Annotated in this window: 21 protein-coding genes; 5 read left to right on the forward strand and 16 right to left on the reverse strand. The window is 57.8% G+C overall.

Translation table 11 applies throughout. From position 1 onward, the window contains the following. Window positions 1-119: 119 nt before the first annotated feature. The 3 genes from VB780_RS07915 to VB780_RS07925 form a co-directional block, all read right to left on the reverse strand. Window positions 120-437 (reverse strand): LysR family transcriptional regulator, encoded by a 318-nt coding sequence (locus tag VB780_RS07915; RefSeq protein ID WP_323350594.1) that lies wholly within the window; start codon window positions 435-437, stop codon window positions 120-122. 237 nt (window positions 438-674) lie between these two features. After that, window positions 675-2,198: an HlyD family efflux transporter periplasmic adaptor subunit gene (locus VB780_RS07920; RefSeq protein WP_323350595.1), complete on the reverse strand. Its 1,524-nt coding sequence runs from the start codon at window positions 2,196-2,198 to the stop codon at window positions 675-677. A gap of 112 nt (window positions 2,199-2,310) precedes the next feature. Beyond that, the gene (locus VB780_RS07925; protein ID WP_323350596.1) at window positions 2,311-5,295 is read right to left on the reverse strand and encodes a peptidase domain-containing ABC transporter; all 2,985 of its coding nucleotides are present in this window, start codon (window positions 5,293-5,295) and stop codon (window positions 2,311-2,313) included. Between the two features lie 382 nt (window positions 5,296-5,677). Between VB780_RS07925 and VB780_RS07930 the strand changes: the two genes are divergently transcribed. Next, complete coding sequence (locus VB780_RS07930) at window positions 5,678-6,247, forward strand: hypothetical protein (protein ID WP_323350597.1); 570 nt, start codon at window positions 5,678-5,680, stop codon at window positions 6,245-6,247. A gap of 54 nt (window positions 6,248-6,301) precedes the next feature. Here VB780_RS07930 and VB780_RS07935 read toward each other — a convergent pair whose 3' ends face one another. After that, complete coding sequence (locus tag VB780_RS07935; protein WP_323350598.1) at window positions 6,302-7,123, reverse strand: carbonic anhydrase; 822 nt, start codon at window positions 7,121-7,123, stop codon at window positions 6,302-6,304. A 228-nt stretch (window positions 7,124-7,351) separates the two neighbouring features. Between VB780_RS07935 and VB780_RS07940 the strand changes: the two genes are divergently transcribed. Together VB780_RS07940 and VB780_RS07945 are read left to right on the forward strand one after the other, a co-directional pair. Next, entirely contained in the window at window positions 7,352-7,771 is a 420-nt protein-coding gene (locus VB780_RS07940; protein ID WP_323350599.1) for a hypothetical protein, read from the forward strand. Window positions 7,772-7,838: 67 nt separating this feature from the next. Continuing rightward, the gene (locus VB780_RS07945) at window positions 7,839-8,759 is read left to right on the forward strand and encodes a hypothetical protein (RefSeq protein ID WP_323350600.1); all 921 of its coding nucleotides are present in this window, start codon (window positions 7,839-7,841) and stop codon (window positions 8,757-8,759) included. Between the two features lie 116 nt (window positions 8,760-8,875). Here VB780_RS07945 and VB780_RS07950 read toward each other — a convergent pair whose 3' ends face one another. The 12 genes from VB780_RS07950 to VB780_RS08005 all read right to left on the reverse strand — a co-directional run bounded on the left by VB780_RS07950 (window position 8,876) and on the right by VB780_RS08005 (window position 18,820). Further along, window positions 8,876-9,184: an RNA-binding protein gene (locus VB780_RS07950; RefSeq protein ID WP_323350601.1), complete on the reverse strand. Its 309-nt coding sequence runs from the start codon at window positions 9,182-9,184 to the stop codon at window positions 8,876-8,878. 166 nt (window positions 9,185-9,350) lie between these two features. Then, window positions 9,351-9,584 (reverse strand): Calvin cycle protein CP12, encoded by a 234-nt coding sequence (locus VB780_RS07955; protein WP_323350602.1) that lies wholly within the window; start codon window positions 9,582-9,584, stop codon window positions 9,351-9,353. Between the two features lie 139 nt (window positions 9,585-9,723). Beyond that, complete coding sequence (locus VB780_RS07960; RefSeq protein WP_323350603.1) at window positions 9,724-10,350, reverse strand: ribonuclease D; 627 nt, start codon at window positions 10,348-10,350, stop codon at window positions 9,724-9,726. Window positions 10,351-10,361: 11 nt separating this feature from the next. Next, window positions 10,362-10,853 carry a DUF29 domain-containing protein gene (locus VB780_RS07965; RefSeq protein WP_323350604.1) on the reverse strand — a complete coding sequence of 164 codons (492 nt, stop codon included), beginning with the start codon at window positions 10,851-10,853 and terminating at the stop codon, window positions 10,362-10,364. A gap of 56 nt (window positions 10,854-10,909) precedes the next feature. Continuing rightward, window positions 10,910-12,154 (reverse strand): tryptophan synthase subunit beta, encoded by a 1,245-nt coding sequence (gene trpB / locus VB780_RS07970; RefSeq protein WP_323350605.1) that lies wholly within the window; start codon window positions 12,152-12,154, stop codon window positions 10,910-10,912. 62 nt (window positions 12,155-12,216) lie between these two features. Next, window positions 12,217-12,741: a gamma-glutamylcyclotransferase family protein gene (locus VB780_RS07975; RefSeq protein WP_323350606.1), complete on the reverse strand. Its 525-nt coding sequence runs from the start codon at window positions 12,739-12,741 to the stop codon at window positions 12,217-12,219. 556 nt (window positions 12,742-13,297) lie between these two features. Further along, a complete protein-coding gene (locus tag VB780_RS07980) occupies window positions 13,298-13,870 on the reverse strand; it encodes a hypothetical protein (RefSeq protein ID WP_323350607.1) in 573 nt (190 codons plus the stop codon). Window positions 13,871-13,995: 125 nt separating this feature from the next. Continuing rightward, the gene (gntT, locus tag VB780_RS07985) at window positions 13,996-15,324 is read right to left on the reverse strand and encodes a guanitoxin biosynthesis MATE family efflux transporter GntT (RefSeq protein ID WP_323350608.1); all 1,329 of its coding nucleotides are present in this window, start codon (window positions 15,322-15,324) and stop codon (window positions 13,996-13,998) included. Window positions 15,325-15,354: 30 nt separating this feature from the next. After that, the gene (locus tag VB780_RS07990; RefSeq protein ID WP_323350609.1) at window positions 15,355-15,843 is read right to left on the reverse strand and encodes a DUF3368 domain-containing protein; all 489 of its coding nucleotides are present in this window, start codon (window positions 15,841-15,843) and stop codon (window positions 15,355-15,357) included. Next, on the reverse strand, window positions 15,840-16,091 hold the full coding sequence (locus VB780_RS07995; RefSeq protein ID WP_323350610.1) for a UPF0175 family protein: 252 nt from the start codon (window positions 16,089-16,091) through the stop codon (window positions 15,840-15,842). The genes VB780_RS07990 and VB780_RS07995 overlap by 4 nt, the downstream gene beginning before the upstream one ends. Before the next feature lie 139 nt (window positions 16,092-16,230). After that, on the reverse strand, window positions 16,231-16,950 hold the full coding sequence (locus VB780_RS08000) for an ABC transporter ATP-binding protein (protein ID WP_323350611.1): 720 nt from the start codon (window positions 16,948-16,950) through the stop codon (window positions 16,231-16,233). 91 nt (window positions 16,951-17,041) lie between these two features. After that, window positions 17,042-18,820, reverse strand: coding sequence for an ABC transporter ATP-binding protein (locus VB780_RS08005; protein WP_323350612.1), 1,779 nt, complete (start codon window positions 18,818-18,820; stop codon window positions 17,042-17,044). Between the two features lie 94 nt (window positions 18,821-18,914). On the opposite strand from VB780_RS08005, the gene VB780_RS08010 reads away from it, so the two are divergent. Together VB780_RS08010 and VB780_RS08015 are read left to right on the forward strand one after the other, a co-directional pair. Next, a complete protein-coding gene (locus VB780_RS08010) occupies window positions 18,915-19,226 on the forward strand; it encodes a hypothetical protein (protein ID WP_323350613.1) in 312 nt (103 codons plus the stop codon). Then, entirely contained in the window at window positions 19,214-19,504 is a 291-nt protein-coding gene (locus VB780_RS08015; RefSeq protein WP_323350614.1) for a type II toxin-antitoxin system RelE/ParE family toxin, read from the forward strand. Before VB780_RS08010 ends, VB780_RS08015 begins: the two co-directional genes overlap by 13 nt. The last annotated feature ends 135 nt before the right edge of the window (window positions 19,505-19,639 follow it).

Below are 19,639 nucleotides of genomic sequence, written 5' to 3' on the forward strand. Positions count from 1 at the left end.
CGAGGCAATCGCTCGACTCAAGGCGTTTAGCAGTGCTCACTGGCGGGCGGCGATGGGCGATCCGGCGATGGCCTAACCAAAAGGCTCTGTCCAGCCCTCGCTGATTTTTTCAGCAAACCCTATTTAGCCGTGGTAATCACCGCCAGGCGCAGCTGGCCCTGCTTCAGACCTTTCAGATCAGACACCGCCATCTCAAACTGGTCGAGGCCGTCAAAAATTTCCTGGCAGGTTTCTAACAGCTTCTGCCCCGCCTGGGTGAGGTAGAGGCGCTTGCCGATCTGCTCAAACAGGGGCAGCCCCACCGCCTTGGTGAGCTGCTTCACCTGAATCGACACCGTGGGCTGGGTGAGGTAGAGTTCTTCGGCGGCCCGGGTAAAGCTGCCGTGGCGGGCCGTTGCCTCAAAGACCTTAAGCTGGTGCAGCGTAGCGTGAATCACCGGATAACCTCCCCAATCAAGCAACGGCGCTTTTGCATAGACGCCATTCTATCAAATTGGAATGACTTAGTCTGCTTTTTCTATGAATGCATTGTTGCGAAAAGACCCCGCTGGGGGGAAGACAGGCTGAAAAAGGGGTTTAAGGCGCAGGGTTTACGATGTAAGGGGCGGCCTTATACCTTGAACTCTACACCTTGAACCTTGCATTTCCTAAACCCTTAAGCACTGTCTGAGCTGCTAGCCGCCCGTCTTGATGGTGTCGATTTTGCGTACAAACAGGTCAGAGAAGATGGTGATCACCCGCCGGGGCCGGGTTTTGATATTGGCGCTGAGCGACATACCCGACTGCAGCTTCACGGGCTGCCCATCGATCGCAATCACCTGATCCCCCAGGGTAATTTCTGCCGGAAAGCGAAAGTTGGGGTTGATCTGGTCGGGGGGCAGTGCGTCAGAGCCAATCTGGGTCAGGGTGCCCTTGACATCGCCAAACTCGCTGTAGGGGAACGAGTCGATGCGCACATCCACCTCCATACCCTCGCGCACAAAGCCAATGTCGCGGTTGGTGATAAACACCCGCGCCACTAGGGCATCGCTGGGCACAATTTCGAGAATCGGCTCGGTGGAGTTGGCCACATAGCCCGCCTGGTTGGCCTTGAGGTTAAACACCGTGCCGCTGACCGGGGCGCGCAGCTCTTGGTAGGTGAGGGTCTGCTGAAGCTGGGCAATCTGGCTGTCGAGTTCTTGCAGGCGGTTGTCGTTTTCGAGAATGGTTTTGGTCAGCTGGCTGTCGAGGGTGGCAATCTGGTTGTCGTTGGCGGCAATGCGCTGCTGCAACTCGTCTTGGGAGGCGATCGAGGTATTGCGAAACTGCTCCTGGGCCTGGGCGATCGCTAGCTCCAGCCGCTCTGCTTCCTCCACCAAACGGTTCACCTCAGTCTGACTATTGTTCACCTCCTGCTCCTGCTGAAGGTACTGAATTTCAGCAATAGCCTTTTTATCTACTAGTATACTAATCCGATCGAGAATGTCCTGGTTGACACTCATGGCATCGCGGGCGTTGGCCAGTTGAGCTTGGGTCTGGGTGAGCTGGCGGCGTAGCTGATCAACCTCCAGGTTGGCAATGCTGAGGCGCGAGTTAAGTTCGGCATTGGAGGCGCGCAGGCGATCGCGCTGGGCAATCGGCAGGCTTTCCCCCGTCGCATCTCCGGCGAGCTGGGCGCGGTAGAGGGCGTTTTCGGCCACCAGAGCGGCGCGGTTGCTGGTCAGCTGCGCCAGGCCGGGGGCAATATCCACCGGGGCGCTGGCGTCGAGGTCATCGGCCAGCTGCGACTTGTAGTAGGCGTTTTCGTCTCGCAGCTTAGTGCGAATGGTCTCCAGCGAGGTGAGCTGGGCCTGGGTGGTTTCGGGGTCAAAGCGCAGCAGCGGGTCGCCCGCCTCCACGGTCTGCCCTTCGCTGACCAATACCTCCTGCACCACGCCGCCCACCGGGGCCTGCACCGGCTGCACCATGCCCTTGGGCTCCAGCTTGCCCTGGGCCGGTATGGCCTCCTCAAACTTGGCCAGACAGGCCCAGGCCAGGGAGAATGTCGTCACCCCCACCAACGTCCACACCACCGCCCGCGACCACCGGGGCGACTGGCGCAGAATCACCGGCTTGTCGAACTGCACCTTTTGCCGCGAGGGCTGGTTGGCGAGCACAGCGTCGCCGTTTGAGTCAGCGTTAGAGGTTTGGCTGGGGGGGAGGCTGTTAATGCGAACCATGGTTGTGGGTGGGGGAGTAGGGGAGGGAGGGAGTAGGGGGTGATGGAGAGTTTTTAATTTTTAATTTTGAATTGGAAGATTAAATTCAAAGTTCAAAATTAAAACTTATATTTCAAACGCCGCTGAGCTGCTGCTGATAGAGGGTGAAATAGCGACCCTGTAGTTCCATTAGTTCCCCATGGGTGCCCAACTCCACCGCTGAGCCCTGCTCCATCACCAAGATCTGGTCGGCCTGCTGAATGGTGTTGAGTCGGTGGGTAATGAAAAACACCGTGCGGCCCTCGGCCCAGCCCTTGAGGTTCATCGAGACCTGGTGCTCGGTGTCGTAGTCGAGGGCGCTGGTGGCTTCATCCAAAATCAGCAGGCGGGGGTTTTGCAGGATGGTGCGGGCGATCGCAATCCTCTGCCGCTGCCCCCCCGACAGGGTCGAGCCGCGCTCGCCGACGCGGGTGTTATAGCCCAGGGGCAAATCCATAATGAAGTCGTGGCAGCAGGCGGTTTTGGCCGCTTCGATGATCACGCTGGGTTCGGCGTCGGGGTTGGTGAGGGCAATGTTCTCCTGAATGGTGCCCTCAAACAGCAGGCTATCTTGCGGCACAATGCCGATCTGCCGCCTCAGGGAGTGCAGATCGACCTTGCTGATGTCGTAGTGGTCGATCAGAATGCGGCCCGACTCTAGCTCGTAAAGGCGGGGCAGCATCTTCATCAGCGTGCTCTTCCCCGAGCCGCTTTGGCCCACTACGCCAATGAAAATCCCGGCCGGGAACTCTAGGCTGACGCTGGCCAATTGCAACGGCCCCGAGGGGGCAAAGCGAAAGGCCACATTCTCGAAGGTGACCTGGCCAGTAATCTCCGGCATGGGGATCTGGTTGGCCTCATCGGCGTCGGTCTCTTGGGGGTGGTCGATGATGTCAGACAGCCGCTCCAGCGACAGGGCTGTTTCCTGAAAGTTTTGCCACAGCTGGGCCAGGCGCAAAATCGGCGCGGTCACGTAGCCCGAGATAATCCGAAAGGCGATCAGCTGACCCAGGGTGAGCTGCCCGTCCAGCACCAGCCAGGCCCCTACCCACAGCACCAGCAGGGCCGAGAGCTTGTTGAGAAAGTTGCTGGCGGAATTTGCCGTGGTGGAGGTGAGTACGGTGTTAAACCCGGCGCTGACGTACTGGGCGTAGCGCTCCTGCCATTTCCAGCGGGTGCGCAGCTCAATGTTCTGCGCCTTGACGGTCTGAATGCCCGACAGCGACTCCACCAAGAGCGACTGGGTGGCGGCGTTGCGCTCGGCCTTGATGCGCAGCTGCTTGCGCACAATCGGAGCTGTCAGCACCGTCACCAGCACAAACAATGGAATCGTCGCCAGGGCCACCAGGGTGAGCAGCCAGCTGTAGATGAACATCACCACGATGTACAGCACCGAGAACACCGCATCGAGCACTACCGTCAGCGCCGTGCCGGTGAGGAACTGGCGAATATTCTCTAGCTCGTTGATGCGGCTGGAGAGTTCGCCCACGGGGCGTTTGTCGAAATAGCGCAGGGGCAGGCGAAACAGGTGATCGATAATCTCTGACCCCAGGGCCATGTCGATGCGGTTGGTGGTATCGACAAATAAATAGGTGCGCAAACTGGTGAGCAGGGCTTCAAAAATGGCCACCACCACCAAGAAGACCCCCAGCACTTGCAGGGTATCGACGCTGTTTTGCACAATCACCCGGTCGATGATGATCTGCACCATCAGCGGGTTGGCCAGGCCAAACAGCTGCACAAAGAACGAGGCCACAAACACCTCAATCAGCACCCAGCGGTACTTTTGAATCGAGGGCCAAAACCACTGCAAGCCAAATTTTTGCTGGGGGGTTTCGCGGGTAGGTTCGAGCAGCAGTACCTCACCGCTCTCGCCCCAGGCTTCGGCAAAGCTCTCGGGGGTGCGGCGGATGACACCCACCTCGGGATCGCCCAAAATATAGGCTTTTTCGCTGGTTTCGTAGAGTACTGCAAAGCTCTCCTGCCAGCGGATCAGGCAGGGGGTATTGAGGCGGCCAAAGGCTCCTACGGGCACGCGCACCAGCTGGGTTTTGAGGCCCATCATCTCGCTCACCGAGCCGCAGATCGGTAGGGAAAGTTGGCCCATGCGCTCGTGCTGGCTGGCCAAAATGCGGCGAATCACATCCTTGCGAAAGGGCATGGAAAACTGCTGGCTGAGCATGTCGAAGCAGGCCAGCGCCCCATCGACCTCGCCCCGGCCTCGCGCGAAGGGGTAGCTGCGGCTGGGCGATTTCTCTAGGGCCGATGACGGCTGGCTACGGGGCACCAGATCGGCCTCGGTAGCGTAGGGAATGTTGTTGACATCCAGCACCTCTACGGGCCGGGCAACGGCTTCTGGCTCCAGATCGGAGGGCTCGGGCAGGGTTTCGGCCAGCACCGCCGGGGTCATGCCCAGCACCCGCGCCCCTTGGGGGCTGAGGATCTCCACAGGCCGATCGAGCGCCAAGGTTGATCCGACGGGAGTATTCAGCACGGTGCCACCGCTGAGCACCCAGGTAAGGGCGCGATCGAGCTGGCCTAGGTCGCTGGGGCCGGGGGGTAGGGTGACGATCGCCGATTCGTCACAGACAATCTGGGCCTTGGCCTTGAGATCGCCAACGTCGAGGGCGTGGGCCTTGGCGTGCTCGGCCACCAGGTCAAAGGCTTCGATGGCGTAGGTGCGATCGCGCACCTCCCCCCCAAACTCTGGATACTCGTTGAGCAGATTCAAAAATGTGTAAGACGGCAGCGTCAGCGCCAGCACCTCGCTTGAGGCAATCACCGTTTCGCAGGGCACCCCGCGAATTAAGCTGATTACTCCCAGCATTTCGCCTCGGCCAAAGCGCCCTAGGGTCACCGGCTGCTGGGTGCGCGGGTCGTAGCCCAAGAGCCTGGCCTGCCCTTCCAGCAGCACAATTACCTGCTGGGTGAGCACCTCTCGCCGCAGCAGCGGCTGCCCCACTCGGTATTTGAGCGGCTGGGCGGTTTGCAAGAGCTGCTGGAGCGCCTCGGCGGGCAGCCGGTCAAAGGGCTGCAAAGATTGAAACGTTTGCTGAATCGAAAGCGACGTTTGGGTCATGGGCCAGGCTGAAGAACGCACAGTGACCACCGGGCCAACTGTTGGGGAAACCGCAGTAGAAGGGTTAGCTACCAGATTTAACAAATACGCTGGGCTGCGATCGCTGGATGCAGCACATTGATACACAACGTAATTTTGCCTCGGTATTCTGAGCGGTCTGCCCTATGCTAAGCCGTTAGGCGTCCTCCCAACGATAACTCTGGGTTAAACGTCACCAAGTTGACTGATTAACCCTCATCTCGGTCGGCAGCCATGGGTCATTAGGCCACCTTACTGTGCCACTTTTACTCCCTGCCGCTTTCCATAGGCGGTCTATATAAAGCACTGGTAGCGTCTATACACAGAACACAGATAATTTTTGGATCACCCATCGATCGCTGCTATGCCTACGCTGACCTCTCGGTTTTCGGTACCTCGCTGGCTCCAGACTGGCACCCTTGCCCTGGGTCTAGGCCTCATGGCCGGGTGTGAAAACTACCCCGCCACGGGCAACACCGTCACCACCGGCACCTACGAAGCCACCGCCACTGTCACCCAAACCTGGCGAGCCGAGTACGCCCGCAGCTTTGATCGCCGCCAGACCATTCACATGGAAACTTTCGAGTCTAATTCTTTAGTCAACCGCAACGGGGTGCGCCCCGAGGGTGCCGCCACCGGCCCCGACGATGAGGGGTTGTACTGGCCGGCTCTGCCCCCTCGCCCCACCGCCGCCGATCTTGACAGCCGCAAGCGTGAACCCATCGAGCAGCGCACCGACCCCACCATATTTCGGGAAGTTGACTACGCTATCACCTTTGATTACAACGGCCAGCGGCGCACCCTGCCCACCACCCGCACCGTCTACCGTGAAGCCTCTAGCGCCTTTGCCGACCAGCAGGCTTTGGAGGTCACCTTTGGTCCCGGCGAGCAGAGCATTGGCGCGGCGCGGCGGATTGCCAACTTTGATCGCTAGCGTCGTTGCCTTACCCATCCACCTACCCATCCATCTACTCCCTCATCCACTCCCCTACACCCCGGCCCCCCGGTAAATGCGAGCGGCCTGCTCGGGGCTGAGGCGATTGGCCCCCGGCCAGTGGGGCTGCACCGGCTCAGAAAAGTCGGGGCGGGCTACAGAGGGGGCACCGGCCCCCGGCCTTACGGTGTCGTTAAACTCCAGGGAAAGTCCGCCGGGCTTAACCGACTTAGCGTTTTCCAGGTCGGCGTAGATTTTGCTGTGGGGCGGTATGAAGGCTTTGGACTCCTCATCGTAGGCCAGGAGCTGGGCGGTGTCGAGCTTGTAGATCCAGCCGTGGATGGCTAGGGTGCCCGCGTGCAGCTTTGAGCGCACCGAGGGGTAAGTTTGCAAGTTGTCAATCTGGGTGAGGACGTTTTGGGCCACCAGCAAATCGAGCTTTTCTTTCTTAGGCAGATCGCTGTAGTGGTCTTCGACCAGCTTGCGGGTAGCTTCGGTGTGGCGCAGCCAGTGGTAGACCAGGGGCATTTTTTCTTCGAGTTCGCCAATTTGCAATAGTCCCTTCATCGCCCCGCACTGGGTGTGGCCGCAGACAATCACCTGGCGAATATCCAACGCCTCCATGGCGTACTCGATGGTGGCCCCTTCGCCGCCGTTGGTAGCTTCGTAGGGGGGAATAATGTTGCCCGCGTTGCGGATGATGAACAGGTCGCCAATCTCGGCCTGGGTAATGATGGTAGGGTCTACCCGTGAGTCAGAGCAACCAATGAACAACACCCTTGGGTGCTGGCCCTTAGCCAACTGCTGAATCAGCTCCTGGTGGTCGGGAATATAGTTTTCCTGAAAGTCACGCAGGCCACGCAGCAGCTTTTCCATAAGATCACGCAGGAAGTTAGAGCAACCAAGCCCAGGCGATCGCCTGAACCCGCATCTATTGTTATCCCATATCTAAGGTCTCAGCACCGCAAAGATTTACTTATTACAGCAATCACCCCTGCTTTTGAAGGGGTCAGAACATCGGCCGAGCCTGAAGATTGATGCCATCCCCACAGCCAGATTTAGAATTCGGCGCAATAATAGGCGTGACTTCCTACTGCTACGGCTATGCGTAACCCCTTTTGGCGGCTCAAGTCTTTGCCCTGGGCGATTTTGCTTCAGGTGGCGCTGGCGGCGGTGGCGATCGCCACCGCCGCCGACCTACTGCTAGCCCAGGGGTTAGCCCTGCTGCTGGCCAACGCTGGGAGCAACCTGCTGCCCCTTCTACAGCTGATATTCATGCTGCTGCCCATTGCCGCAGGCTTTGGCATTGGTGCCCTGGGCCTCACCATCTTGGAACGCTGGTTTAAGAGCGTATACATTGACACCGGCGTGCTGTGGGCGCTGGTGCCCTGCATCGCCCTGGTGCTAATTATCAAAGGGTTTTTGCCCATTCCCGCCGCGCTGGTGACCATGTCTTACACTCTTCTGGTAGGCGTGCTATTGGGCATCTTTGTGGTGGGCAAACGCCACTGGCGACGCTGGTAGCCGCAGAATCAACCGGGGCAAGCTGAGCAAACCGTGTAAATAATGTCATTAAGACAGAGAACAGTTGATGAAAGCCATTTTCCAAAGCCTGCTCGTCGGTAGCCTATTGACCCTCGGCCTGCCCGCCCTAGGGTCAAACCCCCGCATCGAGATCGATTACGACACCGAAGCTCTGACTGAGCAGGCGATCGCCCAAGGGCCGATTCGCGTCGTCGCCAGCTACACCCCGCTCGACTACGAGGCCGAAGAGATTGGCAACAACCTAACGATTCAACTGTTCTACAACGACGAACTAAAGCTGTCAGCTACCGACACCGCCGCCATGTTTGCGGGCATTGAGCTGATGGATCTCGACAGCGACGGCACCGCTGAGGTGGTGGTGCAAACCTTTACCGGCGGTGCCCACTGCTGCCTGGCCACCACCACCTACACCTGGCAAGACGAGCAGTTTAACCCCGTCTACTTTGGCTACCTTGACGGCGGCGGCGGCGAATTCACAGACCTCAACGGCGATGGACTGATGGAGTTTGTCACCTTCGACAATGCCTTTCTCTACAGCTTTAGCTCCTACGCCGGGTCGTACCCACCCAGCGTTGTGCTGACCTACGAGAATGGCGCATACCGCGACACCACTACCCAGTTCACCAACTATATGGAGGACATCGCGGCCGGAATGCGCTTCACGGTGGAAGACCCAGAGTTTGCCGATCGCGGCGACAAAAACGGCGTGCTAGCGGGCTACGTAGCCCAAAATATTCGCGTGGGGCGCTACCGAGAAGCCTGGCTCTTCATGCTCTCCCACTACGATCGCACTGACGACTGGGGCCTCAACACCTACACCGACGACGGCGAGGTCAGCCAAGCCTATGCCGACTTTCCCACCGCCCTCTACGCCTTTTTGCAGGATCTGGGCTACCTCGATGCCAGCGGCAGACCCCAGCCCACCGTCGATCGCTCCCCAGTGGTGGCCGAGCGTGAGCAATTCTAGGGGGCAAATTTTGGCCTTGCTGAATTGAAGCAACGCCCAAATTCCCGCAAAAAAGGGTAGGCCACTGCGACCTACCCTGCGAATTATTAGGCCCTGAGCGAGCTGGGCAAATTAGCCTAGAAGCCGGTGCGACGGTAGTTGCCGCCGTTACCGCCCCCTGCGCCTGCGCCACTGCGGGCGTCATCGCGGGGGCGAGCTTTGTTAACCCGCATTTCGCGACCCATCCACTCGGCCCCATCGAGGGATTCGATGATGGTGTCTTCTTGAGCTTCAGCGGCCATATCGACGAAGGCAAAGCCCCGAGGACGACCGGTTTCGCGATCGGTGGGTAGGCTGACCCGCTTCACATCGCCGTATTCTGCAAACACCCGCTCTAGATCTTCGCGGGTGACATCGTAGGACAGGTTACCAACATAGAGTGACATAGAATTGTCTCCGTACTGTACAAAGTGCAGTGAGTAAACGGAGACAAAGCTGTATCGGAAATCAAAGTGAAATGAAACAAGCGAAATCTACCGAAAACTAACCAGATCGATTTTAACACTCTAATCTGTCCATCGGCAGGGCTAAGTTAGCCCCAAAACGGTGCTCTTAGGTGTCGTACATTAAACCTTCGGGGGCTTCGGGGTTGTCTTCTAAGTACTGGTCAAAGCCGGTTTTTTTAGGAACCTGGTGCTGGTGCGAAACCTCGGCCCGCATTTCTTCAACCACATCCCAAGCGGCGGCGGCTTGGGGGGAGGTGCCACCCTTTTCTGCGGTGATCTGGTGGGCGTAGTCGATCGCCTTTTGCAGCTCGTCTTGAAAGTCTTTGCTGTCAACGCTCATGGTCGTTCTCCTCGCAGGTAAGCAATCTTCGAGATAGACAGAACAATCTTAACCGTCCCCCGTGCCAAACCGCTTCTCTCCGCTCCCTTCGACTCCGTTGCTCCTTCGGAGCCGCCACGCGAACAGGGAACCGAGTTGATCAATGCTCGAATACGCCTGTGTACTGGAGCAGATCTAGGGCAACAAAGGTGGGCAAGCAGTTGAAGCAGTCTTGGGCTAGCTCCCACCGGCCCTCGCGCTGGAGCATAGCGGTGAGGGTTTGCTGAATGCTGTGCAGATAGCGCACATCGTTAGCGGCGTAGCTGAGCTGCTCGTCGGAGAGATTCATGGCGTTGCCCCAGTCGGAGCTTTGGGCGGTTTTGTCGAGTTCGATGCCCTCTAGCTCTTTGACCAGCTCTTTTAAGCCGTGGCGGGGGCTGTAGGTGCGGCTCAGCTTGCTGGCAATCTTGCTGCAAAACACGGGGGCTACAGTGATGCCCAGGTTGTGCTTGAGGGTGGCTAGATCAAAGCGGGCAAAGTGAAACAGTTTGAGAATAGCCGGGGCTTCCAGCAGTTCTTTGAGCAGGGGCGCTTCTGTCTGTCCGAGTTCGATACGCACTACCGACACATAGCCATCAGGGTCGGAGAGCTGCACTAGGCAGAGGCGATCGCGCCAGGGCAGCAAACCCATAGTCTCGGTATCGCAGGCGATCGCGCTGGCCTGTCGGTAGCGGGCCAGAAGATCGGGGGTGAGGTCGCGATCGCAAATTTCAAAGCCGTCGGCCATGGGAGGGATTCCTAATTGTCAAGGGTGTCTGAGTTAGGCTGCCAGGGCAACCAGTCGGGGTCTAGCACCTGCTCCAGGGTGAACCAAGGCTGCTCAGGAATTGTTTCTTTTTTGAAATGACTGGCTTTAAGAAAAATTCTACGCGCACTGCTATAATCCGCCAGAAAGTTTTCTTCCAGGTATCTTTTCAGGCTTGGGCTGTTTCTAAGGATGAGGTGCATCCTGACGCGGAAATTAGAAATCTCCAAGTCCCAGCCGCGAAAGCAGCGATCGCGGTCAGACTCCCAGTAGCACAGCTTAAAGAAGTGTTCACATAGCCGCATTAAGTAGCTGCTCAGCGATCGCTTATCACTCCCACCCAAGCCCTCAATTTCCTCAATCAGGTTTTCCAAATCGAGCGCATCAAAGTTGCGGGATTGCAGATAAGCAACTGTATCGTCTATCCAGAGCTGATAATCCGCGTCGTATAGAGACGTTGACTCAACATTGGCTTCACCGCTCATCTGCACCTCCTCCTCCGATTGAATCTGCGAGTTGGACAATCCAGCCGAGGCAAGCTCTACTCCAGCCCGCCCAGCGCATTGGCCACGGTGTTCACATCCTTGTCGCCCCGACCTGAGGAGTTGATCACAATGCGGGGGTTGCCCGTCAGCTGAGGGCACAGCGTTTCGAGGTAGGCGAAAGCATGAGCGGTTTCGAGAGCAGGGATAATGCCCTCCAGGCGCGACACTCGCTGGAAGGCGTCGAGGGCTTCCAGATCGGTGACGCTGTAGTACTCGGCCCGGCCCGCATCCTTTAAAAAGCTGTGCTCAGGGCCAACGCCGGGATAATCCAGACCAGCGCTAATGGAATGAGCTTCGATCACCTGGCCTTCACTGTCTTGCAACAGGTAGCTCATCGCTCCGTGGAGCACGCCTACTCTGCCCTCCGTCAGGGTAGCCGCATGCTTGCCGCTGGCCACGCCGCTGCCCGCCGCCTCAATGCCGATCATTCGCACCGTGGGCTCATTGACAAACTCGTGGAATAGCCCCATCGCGTTCGAGCCGCCACCCACGCAGGCCATCAAAATATCGGGCAGACCGCCAAACTTCTCTAGGCACTGGGCACGGGTCTCTTCGCCAATAATGGCGTGGAAGTCGCGCACCATCATCGGGTAGGGGTGCGGCCCGGCCACCGAACCCAGAATGTAGTGAGTATTTTCTACATTGGTCACCCAGTCGCGAATGGCCTCAGAGGTGGCGTCCTTCAGCGTGCCAGTGCCCGCTGTGACGCCGCGCACCTCGGCCCCCATCAGCCGCATGCGAAACACGTTCAGCGACTGGCGCTCCATATCTTGCACGCCCATGTAGATGACGCACTGGAGGCCGAAGCGAGCGCACACCGTCGCGGTGGCCACCCCATGCTGCCCGGCCCCAGTTTCGGCAATGATGCGCTGCTTGCCCATGCGTTTGGCCAAGAGTACCTGCCCCAGGGCATTGTTGATCTTGTGCGCGCCCGTGTGGTTAAGATCTTCGCGCTTGAGGTAAATATCGGGGCCGTTGCCGTCGGGGCGACGGTAGTGAGCCGTGAGCCGTTCAGCAAAGTAGAGGGGAGTGGCTCGGCCAACATAGTCCTTCAGCAGACCGTTCAGCTCGTCTTTAAAGCCGGCCTCGTCGCGGTACTGATAAAACGCCTGCTCTAACTCAAACAGGGCGGGCATGAGCGTTTCGGGTACATACTTGCCGCCAAACTGGCCAAAGCGGCCCAGGGCATCGGGGCGAGCATCGGTGACGGCGGGGCGAGGCGAGAGCGGCGTTTGGGTCACGGGGATGGCGGGGGTGAAGGGTTAGAATGTGCCCCCATTATAGGGAATGCCCCGACCCGATGCTAGGCAGTCCGGCGCAGGGGCTCTGGAGCCTGCCGCCGCTGGAGAGAATGAATGTGGTGGAACAGTTCCCAGCAGTATTGCTCGGGTAGACCACAGGTGGCCGCCCCCCGCATAACTACGCTGGAGTACCACTCGTTGGGGGCAATTTCTTCGTGAGTCTTGCTGATTACCGAGTAGGTGCGGGTCTGAGCGTAGGCCTGCCCACTGGCGATAACGGTGACCGTTTCGTGGCAGTAGCCTTCTTCGCGCAGGTCGAGGGCGGGGCTCAGCCGCCAGGGCAGGTAGTAAAGCACGCCCTGCACAGTGGCGGTTGGGTCGGGTACAACATCCAGCACGCCGCAGTTGCGCAGGCGCGATCGCCGAAAGAACCCCAGCCGATACCCATCTAGCGTCGCTGGCCCAATCACATAGGCGTGGGTGCTTTCGCCTAGGGAGCGTTTGAGGTCTACGGGGCACATGCAAGAGCCGTAGGCAAAGTAGTAAAAGCGATCGTCGGGGCCGTTGAGGGGGGTGGGGCTAGCCATGGGCGGTCGTCGAGAGCGAGGGTTGAGAGCGTCGGAGATAGATCATGATCTACCACCCAGCGGGGAGAGGCTAGGACAAAGCGCCCTAAAGCAAGGCTTTCTGGCCATTGAACGAGCTGTACAAGCGTAACCACATACCCAATCCACAGTTTCCCGGTCGGGATGCCGAGGATTGGTGCTGTTACTTTTGTTTATATCACTCTATTTTTGAGGGCGATAGGTTTTGCAATAAAGCCTTGATAAGTCTTTAAAGTGCCCCAAAGCAAGCAGGCAAGCTTCTCAGCCCACAAGCATTGGCCCACCGCAGCGCGCAGCAGAAACCTCGCCCCCCAAAAGGGTATGCGTTATGTACAGGCCCGTCCCTCTAAGGGCGGCAGCTTGGTGCCGTGCTCGCCCGGTCATCTGACGTTTTGCATGAGGGGCGCAGTTTGTTGATGGTCTCAGCAAAGCCCTGGCGGTTACGGGCGTAGGTGAGGCCGGTTTCTGGCGTTGATGGCGATGCCTTGGTTGAGGTTGGGCGCGGCTTCTGCGAGGGAACTCGGTTGCGGCCAGATCTTTAGGCCGCGTCGCTAAAGATAACTTCGGAGCCTCGCAAGCGCTTGTAGGTGCGGTAGCGGTAATACAAGTCTCGATTAGAGAAAAAGAATAGGGAAACAGCTTCCCATAAAAACACCCAGCCACCAATAAATAAGCCCTCTGTCAAAACAGAGGTAACAACGTTGAATTCAGCGGGTTCTGCTATGAGCCTTGCGACTAGGAGCGTGCCTAGTCCGGCAAGGACATATCTAAAGGTGCGGGTGTTGATCAGCTTAATTTCTTTTTTGAGTAAGTAGATTTTGAAGTCGAGACTGTTTGCCAGGCCAGCCCTGACCTCCTGCTCCATCGCCTCATCGCGGGTGCCTGGGGGTAGGGTAAAGCAGACTTCAATTGAATGCTGGGTCGGAATTTCATCCGCACTATTTTCTAAATAGAATTGCAGGTCTGAATCTAATTCTCGCCGCTTAAAGGGAGCCGGATCCCACTCACTAAAAATATCGGTATAGCTGTCGAGGGAGACCTCGATCATGTAGGCATTGTTGGCCTGGTCGATAGAATAAACTTGGTTGAAAAAATCATCTTTTTGCTTCATGACGCTGCCGCTGAGTAAATCAGATGCATTATTCTTATGAGCTTATCTACAGCCCACAACTGTATCTAAATGTTGTAGGAAAGTAGTAGGAATGGCGGCGGCAGCAGTCGTTACATTAGGGCCGGTCAAACCAGAGACTTAGGTACTGCCCAGCCCAGGGTCAGGGCGCGGGCCGCCATCAGGCCTACCAGGGCCAGCCACAGCAGGTGCGCGCTCCCTAAAGATTGAGCGACAAGGGCAAGGGGCAAAAAGCCCACGCCAGCGGCTAGCACGGTGGCGTTGCGCAAGACTTGGCCAGCGGTGATGCCAAGAAAATAGCCGTCAAGCATATAGGCGATCGCCCCCAATCCCAAAACCGGAATTAACCATCCCACATAGGTTTTTACGATCGCAATCACCGCCTGATGCCCCGTCAGCAAACCAAACAGCGGAGCGGGAAAGAGCACGAAGGCCAGGGCAAAGGTCAACCCTAATAGGATGCTGGTGCCACCACCCACCTTGAGCAGACGGCGGAGATGGGTTCTGTCTCCGCTGCCGTAATAGCGGCCCGCAAAGCTTTCTGTGGCAAAGGCAATGCCGTCGATAAAGTAGGCCGAGAGGGTGACCACCTGAAGCAGCAGCGTATTGGCGGCCAGGGTCTGGGTGCCCAAAGCCGAGCTGAAGTTGGTGAACAGCGCAAAGCTCAACACCAGGGCAAAGGTACGCACCAAAATGTCGCGGTTCAGCAAAAACAGTCCTCTGATCGCCTGTGGGTTCCATCCTTGGGGCAGCACCGCCCGGAGGTTGTGAAAGCCGCCATCCCTAACCAACAGCCCCAACCCCACCGCCAGGGTCACGTATTGGCTGAGGGCTGTGCCCAGCCCAGCGCCGGTACTGGCCCAGCCCAGCTGATAGATAAAAATGGTGTTAAACACCACGTTGCTGCCGTTACCCACCATCGAGAGGGCAATCACCCGACGGCCCTTTTCGCGGCCCAAAAACCAGCCCATCAGCACCAGGTTGAGCAGCACCGCTGGGGCATCCCAAATGCGAGCGTTGTAGAACTCGATGCCCGCTGCCCTCACCGCCGGTTCGCCGCTGAGCAGGGCAAAGCCCAGGTCGCGAATCGGGACTTGCAGCAGCAGAATGAGCAGGCCCAAGGTAAGGGCGATCGCGCCATTGCGCAGCAAGATCAGCCACAATTCATCGCTGTCGCCGCGCCCTCGGGCCTGGGCCGTGGTGCCCGTGGTCCCCATGCGCAAAAAGCCGAAGCTCCAGTAGATCACGTTAAAAATTACCGTAGCCAGGGCCACCCCGCCCAGGTGGCTGATGTCATCCAGGTGGCCGAGAAAGGCCGTATCTACAAGGCCCGCCAGGGGCACCATCAAGTTCGAGATAATGTTGGCGATCGCCAGCTTGAGAAAGCTGGGTAGAAAGGCTGGGGCAATTGGGTTGTCAGTAGTATTCCTGGCCATTTCAGGTAAAAGCTTGGCTTCCTATTGATATCAAGCTTCACCGACATCTCGCAGGATTTGGCGGTACAGGTCGGGATGAACTCGAAACTTAGCCTGATTAATCAACGTATCCAACAGTGGCTTCAGTTCAGTAATCAAATCACTCTGCTTGGCGGCAACCAACACCCCAAGCAGCCCTGTTACCTTCAGCCCAAAACGCTGGGCTACCCGTCTGCCCAGACGTTCGTCCATTAACAGGCGATCGCCGCCAACTTCAAGAGACAATGCGATCGCCTCAGCTTCCCCTAGATCAAGCTCATCCTTCAATGTTGCAACCAACAATTGATTCTGAACCGCTTGAACAACGATCCAGTTGGTCTCCAGTAGCAAGGATGTTTCAATCCCAAAGGCTTCTAACCCACTGATTTCTCGATAAACTCCCTCAGGAATAATTAATCTGCCATAAAGGGCTTTTAGCAGATGCAGTTGCTCAATTCTTAGTAGGTTACTAATCGGCGATGTGTCGCTGATGATAATCATCGCCAATGATTATTGCGAAGACTTTCAACATCAGCCTGATAATCCGCTAAATCGTAATGCAGGTTGATGCCGCGATCAAACAAAAGTTCTTGAAAGGCTATCTGATGTATTCCAGCAATAGCACTGGCTGTGCCTAGGGTAATCAGCTCTTGCCGAAACAGCGCAATGGCAAACTCCCGTAACCAATCCGATTGAGAGATTGCCTGCGCTTGAAGCGCTTCGTCGGGAATATCCAGGGTAATTTTCACCGATCAAGCTCTCTCTACATGAGGTCATACGATACACCTTACTTTAGCGTAAGGCACCCTACCCAAAAAGCATTAGAGATAGCGTTAGATTTGCTGGGCGATGAGAATTAGTGACGTGGGTAAGCCAGAGTAATTCACATTATCGAAGGGCGATAGATTCGGCCAGATCGCTGGGGCTGAGGTGGTCGTTGAGAATTTCGCCGTCCTTGAACCAGATGATGCGCTGGCTGGCGCGGGCCACGTCAGGCTCGTGGGTGACCATGACGACGGTAATACCGGCGCTATGGAGGTCGGCAAAGATGCCGAGCACGTCCTCCGTGGTTCGAGTGTCTAGGGCACCGGTCGGCTCGTCGGCCAGCAAGAGGAGCGGGTTGTTGACGATCGCCCGGGCGATCGCCACCCGCTGCTGCTGCCCTCCGGAGAGCTGGGTGGGCTTGTTGTTGATGCGATCGCCCAGCCCCACCCGCACCAAAGCCTCCGTCGCTCGCTGATGGCGCAGGTCGCTGCGCACCCCCGAGTAAATCATTGGCAGCTCCACATTTTCGCGCGCCGTGAGCTGGGGCAGCAGGTGAAACTGCTGGAAAACAAAGCCAATTTTTTGGTTGCGAATATGGGCCAGGGCGTCGTCGTCGAGGGTGGCCACGTTCTGGCTGTCGAAGAAATACTCTCCCGATGTCGGGCGATCGAGGCAGCCAACCATATTCATCGCGGTCGATTTGCCCGAGCCCGAAGGCCCCATAATGGCGCAGTATTCGCCGGGGTAAATGGCCATATTCACGTTCCACAGCGCCCGTACCTCGGTATTGCCGATGCCGTAGATTTTTTGCAGCTGGCGAAACTCGATCAGGGGAGTAGGCATGGGAGAACAGTGAGTGATGGGTGGCCTAAGTCCAGGTTAGCGTAGGCATCAGCGAATGTTTGGATAAGCAGCTTTAGTAGTGACTTTCCTCCTATCGCAGGCCCGACTGCACCCGCCACAGGCTGGCGTAGATGCCGTTTAGCTCCAGCAGGTCTTCGTGGCGACCCTGTTCGACGATTTCGCCCTGGGCCATCACGTAGATGCGGTGGCAGTGACGAATGGTGGAGAGGCGGTGGGCGATCGCCAAAGTTGTCCTACCCTGGGTAATCACCGCCAGCGATCGCTGGATCGCCGCCTCGGTCTCGTTATCCACTGCCGAAGTCGCCTCATCGAGCACCAGAATCGGCGGGTCTTTGAGAATGGCGCGGGCGATCGCTAGCCGCTGCCGCTGCCCACCCGAGAGCTTCTGGCCCCGTTCCCCCACAATGGTGTCGTAGCCCTCCGGCAGCTGGGCAATAAACTCGTGGGCCTCCGCCAGCTTGGCCGCGTGGAGAATTTCGTCGAAGGTAGCGTCAAAGCTGCCGTAGGCAATATTCTCGGCCACCGTGCCGGAAAACAAAAACACATCCTGGCTGACCAGGCCAATGCAGCGGCGCAAATCCTGGGGCAGCAGGTCTTGGATCTCCTGCCCATCGATCAAAATGCGGCCCTGCTGGGGCGCATAGAAGCGCAGCAGCAGCTTCACCAGGGTGCTCTTACCCGAGCCCGTCGCCCCCACTACGCCAATGCTCTGCCCAGCGGGAATATGCAGCGAGAGGTTTTTCAGCACCGGCTGGCGGTTGGCATAGGCAAAGCTGATGTTCTCGTAGCGCACATCCCCCTTCACCTGCTCCACCGGCAGCGGGTTGCGCCCCGGCACCAGCTCAATCGGCTCATCCAGCAGGCCCAGCACCCGGCGCACCGAGGCCATCGCCCGCTGGTACTCATCCATGATTTCGCTCAGCTGGGTAAAGGGCCAGAGCAGCCGCTGCACGATGAACACCAAAAAGCCGTAGGTGCCCGCCGACAGGGTGCCCTGGGCCACCGCTAGGCCGCCCAAAAACAACATGCCGGTAAAGCCCACCAAAATCACAATCCGAATCAGCGGCACAAAGGCGGCGCTGAGCGCGATCGCTCGGCGGTTGCTCTGGCGGTAGGCGTCGCTGTCCTGGGTGATGCGATCGCGCTCGTAGCCCTCCGCCGTAAAGCTCTTAATCGTGGCAATGCCCGACAGGTTGTTGGCCAGCCGCCCGCTGATCAACCCTGCCCTGTCGCGCACCTCGGCATAGCGCGGGGCCAGCCGCCGCTGAAAGGCGATCGACCCCCACAGCACAAAGGGAATCGGCAGCATCGCCATCCACGACACCCCTGGGGCCAAGATTAAAAACGTCGCCCCCACCCAAATTACCGTGGTAAAAAACCGCAGCAGGTTATGTGCCCCAGTATTCAAAAACCGCTCTAGCTGGTTGATATCGTCGTTGAGAATGGTCAGCAAACCGCCCGTGCTGCGGTCTTCAAAATAGCTGAGATCCTGACTTTGCAGGTGACTGTAGGCATCAATCCGCAGGTCATGCTGTAGGTTTTGGGCCAGATTGCGCCACAGGGTGGCATAGATATACTCCGTCAGCGACTCCAGACTCCAGATCAAAAACGTTAGCGCCGATAACACCCCCAGCTGCCCCGCAATGCTGGTGATGCCCACGCGGGCAATCAGCGAGTTTTCGTTATTGGTCACCACGTCGATGGCGATGCCGATCAGGTAGGGTGGGGCCAGGTCAAAGATGGTGTTGAGAATGGAGTTGGCTACGGCCCCCCAAATCTGCGGTCGATAGTTGCGCCCGTAGCGCAACAGCCGCTGCAAGGGGTGCCGCGCCGATTGAATACTGGCCATAGATGCCCTAACCACAAAAGCTCAAGTGTAACCAACCCATTATCAGTTTTGGAATTAGGTACTATTGAGCTAACACCTAAAGGTGCAGCAATCCATGGAAATTGTCTTATCTCCCGAGCTAGAGCAGCTGGTGCAGCGTCAGCTTGAGCGTGGCCCCTATCAAACACCGTTAGAAGTGCTGCTGGCGGGAGTACAACTGCTAGAGCACAACGCCCAGCCTGCTAGGAATGAAGTCTACGGCGAGCTAGACCCAAGCTTGACCTTCGTCCCTCGCACCGAGGCTGAAATGGTGCAGCATAGCCTAGATGTCTTGGCCAACTACCAGGGCGATGCCATTCCCCATGACCAAGTTGAAGCCTGGGTCAACGGCCTAGGCTCAGACCCCGAACGGCCATGCCCGCAGTAGTTTGGTCACGGCCTGCCCTTGCCGATCTCAGTCGGCAGCATCAGTTTCTCAAAATCAACCATCCAGACGCCGCTGCCCAGGCTTTGCAGGCAATCGTTAAGGCTGGGAAGAGCCTGGCCCAAACTCCCCAAAGAGGTACCCCAGTTGCAGATACCCCTGGCTTGAGAAAACTTCAGGTGAGGTTTGGCAAGTTTGGCTATGTGATCCACTACGCCCTTGTGGAAAACGAAGTTCTCATCCTCCGGGTCTACCACGGACGGCAATCGCGCCCACCCTAAAAACTCGGCAGGGCAAACGCATACTCGGTGAGTAGGGATACTAGTGGATACGTTTGACATCAAGGCTATCCATGTCCCATTCAGTGCCCCCGACGGATTCACTGTTAAGCCACTTTGAGAACCTAGAGGATCCTC

This window comes from Leptolyngbya sp. CCNP1308 (genome assembly GCF_034932455.1).
GTDB lineage: Bacteria > Cyanobacteriota > Cyanobacteriia > Phormidesmidales > Phormidesmidaceae > Nodosilinea.

Excerpts from the sequence above, each read along its gene's own strand:
- VB780_RS07990 (WP_323350609.1), bottom strand. The coding sequence starts at position 15,843 with ATGATTATCATCAGCGACACATCGCCGATTAGTAACCTACTAAGAATT.
- VB780_RS07980 (WP_323350607.1), bottom strand. The coding sequence starts at position 13,870 with ATGAAGCAAAAAGATGATTTTTTCAACCAAGTTTATTCTATCGACCAG.
- VB780_RS07945 (WP_323350600.1), top strand. The coding sequence starts at position 7,839 with ATGAAAGCCATTTTCCAAAGCCTGCTCGTCGGTAGCCTATTGACCCTC.
- gntT (WP_323350608.1), bottom strand. The coding sequence starts at position 15,324 with ATGGCCAGGAATACTACTGACAACCCAATTGCCCCAGCCTTTCTACCC.
- VB780_RS08005 (WP_323350612.1), bottom strand. The coding sequence starts at position 18,820 with ATGGCCAGTATTCAATCGGCGCGGCACCCCTTGCAGCGGCTGTTGCGC.
- VB780_RS07920 (WP_323350595.1), bottom strand. The coding sequence starts at position 2,198 with ATGGTTCGCATTAACAGCCTCCCCCCCAGCCAAACCTCTAACGCTGAC.
- VB780_RS07935 (WP_323350598.1), bottom strand. The coding sequence starts at position 7,123 with ATGGAAAAGCTGCTGCGTGGCCTGCGTGACTTTCAGGAAAACTATATT.
- VB780_RS07965 (WP_323350604.1), bottom strand. The coding sequence starts at position 10,853 with ATGAGCGGTGAAGCCAATGTTGAGTCAACGTCTCTATACGACGCGGAT.
- VB780_RS08015 (WP_323350614.1), top strand. The coding sequence starts at position 19,214 with ATGCCCGCAGTAGTTTGGTCACGGCCTGCCCTTGCCGATCTCAGTCGG.
- VB780_RS07930 (WP_323350597.1), top strand. The coding sequence starts at position 5,678 with ATGCCTACGCTGACCTCTCGGTTTTCGGTACCTCGCTGGCTCCAGACT.
- VB780_RS07940 (WP_323350599.1), top strand. The coding sequence starts at position 7,352 with ATGCGTAACCCCTTTTGGCGGCTCAAGTCTTTGCCCTGGGCGATTTTG.
- VB780_RS07925 (WP_323350596.1), bottom strand. The coding sequence starts at position 5,295 with ATGACCCAAACGTCGCTTTCGATTCAGCAAACGTTTCAATCTTTGCAG.
- VB780_RS07975 (WP_323350606.1), bottom strand. The coding sequence starts at position 12,741 with ATGGCTAGCCCCACCCCCCTCAACGGCCCCGACGATCGCTTTTACTAC.
- VB780_RS08010 (WP_323350613.1), top strand. The coding sequence starts at position 18,915 with ATGGAAATTGTCTTATCTCCCGAGCTAGAGCAGCTGGTGCAGCGTCAG.
- VB780_RS07950 (WP_323350601.1), bottom strand. The coding sequence starts at position 9,184 with ATGTCACTCTATGTTGGTAACCTGTCCTACGATGTCACCCGCGAAGAT.
- VB780_RS08000 (WP_323350611.1), bottom strand. The coding sequence starts at position 16,950 with ATGCCTACTCCCCTGATCGAGTTTCGCCAGCTGCAAAAAATCTACGGC.
- VB780_RS07960 (WP_323350603.1), bottom strand. The coding sequence starts at position 10,350 with ATGGCCGACGGCTTTGAAATTTGCGATCGCGACCTCACCCCCGATCTT.
- VB780_RS07955 (WP_323350602.1), bottom strand. The coding sequence starts at position 9,584 with ATGAGCGTTGACAGCAAAGACTTTCAAGACGAGCTGCAAAAGGCGATC.